This is a genomic window from Aquabacterium sp. (assembly GCF_004297345.1).
GTDB lineage: Bacteria > Pseudomonadota > Gammaproteobacteria > Burkholderiales > Burkholderiaceae_C > Aquabacterium.
The window spans coordinates 1-4680 of the sequence record NZ_SCTN01000051.1; the positions used below are offsets into that span (position 1 = coordinate 1).

General features: G+C 62.4%; 4 protein-coding genes. 1 reads left to right on the forward strand and 3 read right to left on the reverse strand.

What is annotated here, in order from left to right:
- Positions 1 to 859: LysR substrate-binding domain-containing protein (locus EPO09_RS01510; protein ID WP_290639469.1), on the forward strand; the 859-nt coding region annotated here is incomplete at its 5' end.
- A gap of 4 nt (positions 860 to 863) precedes the next feature.
- Here the strand turns inward: EPO09_RS01510 and EPO09_RS01515 are convergent.
- The 3 genes from EPO09_RS01515 to EPO09_RS01525 are packed head-to-tail and all read right to left on the reverse strand — an operon-like array spanning position 864 to position 4178.
- Positions 864 to 2366 (reverse strand): serine/threonine-protein kinase, encoded by a 1503-nt coding sequence (locus tag EPO09_RS01515; RefSeq protein ID WP_290639471.1) that lies wholly within the window; start codon positions 2364 to 2366, stop codon positions 864 to 866.
- Between the two features lie 4 nt (positions 2367 to 2370).
- On the reverse strand, positions 2371 to 3243 hold the full coding sequence (locus EPO09_RS01520; protein WP_290639473.1) for a DUF3365 domain-containing protein: 873 nt from the start codon (positions 3241 to 3243) through the stop codon (positions 2371 to 2373).
- Positions 3240 to 4178 (reverse strand): hypothetical protein, encoded by a 939-nt coding sequence (locus EPO09_RS01525; RefSeq protein WP_290639475.1) that lies wholly within the window; start codon positions 4176 to 4178, stop codon positions 3240 to 3242. Before EPO09_RS01525 ends, EPO09_RS01520 begins: the two co-directional genes overlap by 4 nt.
- Positions 4179 to 4680 lie beyond the last annotated feature (502 nt).

Here is a 4680-nt window from a genome sequence, read left to right on the forward strand (position 1 = left end):
GGAGAGCCAGGTGGAGCTGCCGTTGTTTGAACGCCAGGGCCGTCAGGTTCAGCTCACCATGGCTGGGGAGTACTTCCTGGTGTATGCCAAGCGATTGCTGTCCACGCTCAAGGATGCCGAAAACGTGATGAACCGTTTCAAACGCGTTGAAACCGGGGTGCTCACGATAGGGATGATCAGCACGGCGGGCTACTTTCTGCCGCAGATCCTGGCGCGCTTCAAGGACGAACACGAGGGCGTGGAAGTGCGTCTGGATGTAACGCGAGATCTGACCAAGCTGATCGACAAGTTGCACAACAACGAGATCGACCTGGCCGTGATGGGCCGCCCGCCCAAGGAATACGCGCTGCGCTCGGAACCCTTCGCAGGCCACCCGATGGTGTTCGTGTGCCCGCCGGGGCACCAACTGCTGGGCGTGGGGCACCCACCGCTGGAAGCGCTGGTGCACTACCCCATCGTGGCGCGCGAGCTGGGCTCAGAGGTACGCCACGCGCTGGACGCCTACTTGCGCGAACAGCGCCTGGCACCGCGTATCGCCATGGAGATCCCGAGCAATGAAACCGTCAAGGCCTCGGTGATGGCGGGCCTGGGCATCGGTTTCATGTCGCTGCACGCGGTGGCGGCCGAGGTGCGCAGCGGGCAACTCCATGTGGTGGAGTTCGAGGGCACGCCCATCATCCGCACGTGGAACCTGGTGCACCAGGCTTCCAAGGTGCTGTCACCCGCAGCAGAGGCCTTTCGCTACATGATGCTGGAGCATGGCGAAGACCTGCTGGCCGCGCAATGCAAACGGCCCAATCCGCTGACTGACGGTGCTGTGTTGACGTCCACGTCAGCATCCACTTCAGCACCGGCCTGAGCCTTTACTTCAGCCCCTTTTGCAGCTCTTTGAGCAACTGGGCCTTGTCCACCCCGTCGGCGCATTGCTGAACCAGGAAGTCCATGAACTCGTTGGCCAGCGCGGTCTGAGCCTGGGCCTTCTTGACCACGATCTTCGCCAGGGGCCCCATGTGCGAGGCCAGCACGCGCGTGGCGTGATCGATGAACTCGGGCGTCAAGGCGCGGATGGCCGAACTGCCCGAACCCATCGAGCCTCCCGTTCCGCCAAGGGCACTGCCGCCCGTTGAGCCCATGGACTCGCCAGTGGATGCGCCCAAGGAAGCACCCGACAAGGCACTGCCCATGCTTGAAGCACCACTGCCTGCCGTACCACGTGTCGAGATGACGCTGCCCATCGTGCCCGTCTTGATGATCTTGGCCATGAACTGGGCGCGCTCATCGTCCGTCTGCAAATGGTTGGCCACGGCACCGATCAGGGTGTTGTAGTCGGTACTACTGGCTGCGGCCTGCTTGACCAGCATCTTGGCCAGCGGCCCGACAAAACTGGCCAGAGCCCGCTCCAGCGTGGTGAGCATGCCGGTATCCCAGTTGCTGGCCGGCTGAACCGGCATGCCGGCTCTCAGTAGTTGAGCGGCCAGTGGATCCACCACCGTCTCGTCGCCATGCAGCACAGAATCAATCACAGGATTGCCAGGATTGGTCTTGGCGGCATGCAGGCGCAGCGCCTCGCGAAAGGCCCCTGCCGTGGCATAGCGCTCCTTCACATCCTTGGCCAGTGCCTTCATCACGACCGAATCCAGCTGGATGCTGCGCTTGACGCGCGTGGACGCACTCGGCAGCGGCGGCGTGATGTGCATGACTCTGTACATGATGGTCTCGGGTGCGCCAGAGAAAGGTGACTCACCGGCCAAAAGGCGATACAGCAACACGCCGGCGGCGAAGATGTCCACGCGGTGATCGATGTCCTGCCCGCGGTATTGCTCGGGCGCCATGTAGCCATGCGTGCCAATGGTGGACGTGACCTGCGTGATGCCCGCATCGCGGATACGCGCGATGCCGAAGTCCGTCACCTTCAACTGCCCCGATTGTGTGAGGATCAGGTTGGCAGGCTTGATGTCACGGTGCCAGACACCCTTTTCATGCGCGTAGTGCAGTGCCGCCAGCAACTGGTCCATCACCTGCAGCAGCATGGGCTCGGACATGATGGGGTTGACCGTCAGCAGCTTGGAGAGGTCCTGCCCTTCCACGAACTCCATGGCGATGAAGGCCGTGTCGCCATCTTCGCCATATTCGTAGATGGACACGATGCCCGGATGCTGCAAGCGGCCCGCCGCCTGCGCCTCGTTGCGAAAACGCGCTGCAATCGACGAGCCCGATACATCGCCATCCACCAACGAGCGCTGGATGGTCTTGAGCGCCACACGGCGCTGAATCACGGGGTCGGTGGCCTGATAGACCACGCCCATCGCACCGGAACCCAGCACCCCATCAATGGTGTACTTCCCCAGCTGGGTTGGATGTGCCACGGCTTCAGCCCTCCAGCAGCTTCATGGCGTGCTGAAGGCTCTTGCGCATGCGCGAGAAGGAGTCAGACAGCACCCCGATTTCATCCTTGGCCGGCGCGGAGAATTCCGGCGCTTCCATCTCACCCATGCTCACGCGGTCAGCCAGGGCAGACAGGCGCGTCACGGGCTGGATCACCAGCTTCCACAGCATCAGGTTGAGCGTCAGGCCGATGACGACGAACACGCCCGTCAGCATGGCCATGACCGTCCACCAGGCCTTGTCGGCACGGGCAAGCGGCAAGGACAAAGGCACAGAGACCACCTGCACGCCCAATGTTTCATTGAGGTTCCAACCAAAGCCATTGGCCGGGCCGTATTTCTCGACCATGGTGGCCGGTGCCGCCGTGGGCGTGCTGTGGCATTGCAGGCAGGCGGGGTTGCTCAAACGAATGGGCCGCGCGATGTACAGCGAGCGGCCCGAAGGCGTGTCACGCTGGCCGATGATTTCCTTGGCTGCAGGATCCTGCTTGAAATGGGTGACCAGATCAGCCTCCCAGTCCGACGCACGGTCACGCGGATTGGTCGGGTTCAACATCGCAGCCTTGTAGGTGAACTCAGGGAATTTTTGCGTCAGTCCCTTGAGCACCTCGATGGCGGCAAACGATGGCACCGATTGCGGCAGGAAGGTGTACTTCATCTGCGTTTGCAGCAAGGGCGCCACCTGCTGCGAGGTGTAGTTGCGCACAGCCTCGGCTTTTTCGATCATCAGGCCGGCTGTGTCCAGCACCTCGTGCTCGGCATTGCTTTGCAGCAGATCACGCGCGGCATAGCCGGACACGCCCAGGCCGAGCAGGAAGACCACCAGAAAGGCGAGGTTGAACTTGAGGATGAGCTTCATGGTTTGACGGCCTCGGCAGAGGTCACGGGATTCGATACAGGTTTGCGGGCAGACTGGCCCGTGGACGATGCGGCAGCTGGCGCAGGGAACAACACCTTGTGCCACTCAGGATGCTGGGCCATCTGGCCGACCAGCGAGCGGCGGAAGGCCTCGTCTTGAGCAAGAGGCTTCCAACGTGTCAGAAACAACGTGCGCATGCGGGGCTCGGCGTTGAGCCAGGCCTGCGTGTCTTCATAAGTCATGCGGCCGGCAGGATTGAGCTTGATGTCCTTGCCCTTGAACATGGCCAGGCGTGAGGGCAAGGTGTCCATGAAAGCACGCGGTACCGCCTGAATGAAAGCCGGCGCCGGGCGAGGCGTCACGCCGACGGCGCCATCTGCACGACGCGCCAGAAAGGCGCCCTTGTCCACATTGGTGGGCGCAGGTGCACCGGTCTTGCTGGCCACGAGCGTCTGCACCTTGCCGGACTCGGCGAACAACTCGGCCTCCGCACCCTTGACGTGCAGCACCAGATCGCGCTCCAGAGCGGTCACATCCATCAGAGCAGATGCCATCACCGCCTTGCCTGACTGGCTGGTAGATGCAACGGTGAGCTTGGCCCACCCTTCCAGCACATAGGCCACAGGCGCCGCGCCATTGGCGCCGGCCCCACCCAATGGTGGGCGCACCATCACGCGGGTGGCAGGCCCCAGGTCCAGTGTCGCGCCACCGTCCAACTCCAGCCTCAACAGGCTAGCGCCGGGCGCCGTTTCCAGGATGTCTTCTGCCTCGATCGCCACACCTTCTGCCGCGGCCATGCGCGCCGCTGCGTGAATCAGCGAAGCCTGCCCATCCAGTATGGTGATGGTGGCTGCGCGATCACGCGCGTGTGCTGCGCTCCCGAAGGCAAGCAAGCACGCGGCCATGACCCCATAGCGAGCAGAGAAACGTGTCATCGATCTGGAAAAACGAAAAATAAGAGCCCCATCAAAGCGCATGCGATCCATATGCCCGCCGTGCGCCGCTGTGGGCGTTCCCTTGTTTATTGATTGAGCTTGGCCCCAATGGTAAGGCACCAGATCCAACGGTACCGTCGATGTCGCGCCCGCACCCCACGATCCCCCCAGTTTCACGGCTTCTGACGGACTCAGATGCTTGACAAAAGTATCCATATGGATACATTGCAGCCATTCGGATACTTTACGCATGCCATGAAACTGCGCCGCCTGACGTCCCAAGCCTCCGCCACACCAGGGCACCTACCCTCAATCTGGCAACAAGCACGCGGATCCGAGTGGGTGACGTGTACCGAAGACGAGCTGCGTCAAGCCGGGCTGGCATGGCTCCTCCAGTTGCCCGCGTGGCCAGGCGGATCAGCGCCAGTACCCGGCCAAATCCCGCTGCCCTTCCAACCGTTGTCCTTCAGGGATTGCATGCTGTTCGAGCAGCACTGGGTGC

Excerpts from the sequence above, each read along its gene's own strand:
- EPO09_RS01520 (WP_290639473.1), bottom strand. The coding sequence starts at position 3,243 with ATGAAGCTCATCCTCAAGTTCAACCTCGCCTTTCTGGTGGTCTTCCTG.
- EPO09_RS01525 (WP_290639475.1), bottom strand. The coding sequence starts at position 4,178 with ATGACACGTTTCTCTGCTCGCTATGGGGTCATGGCCGCGTGCTTGCTT.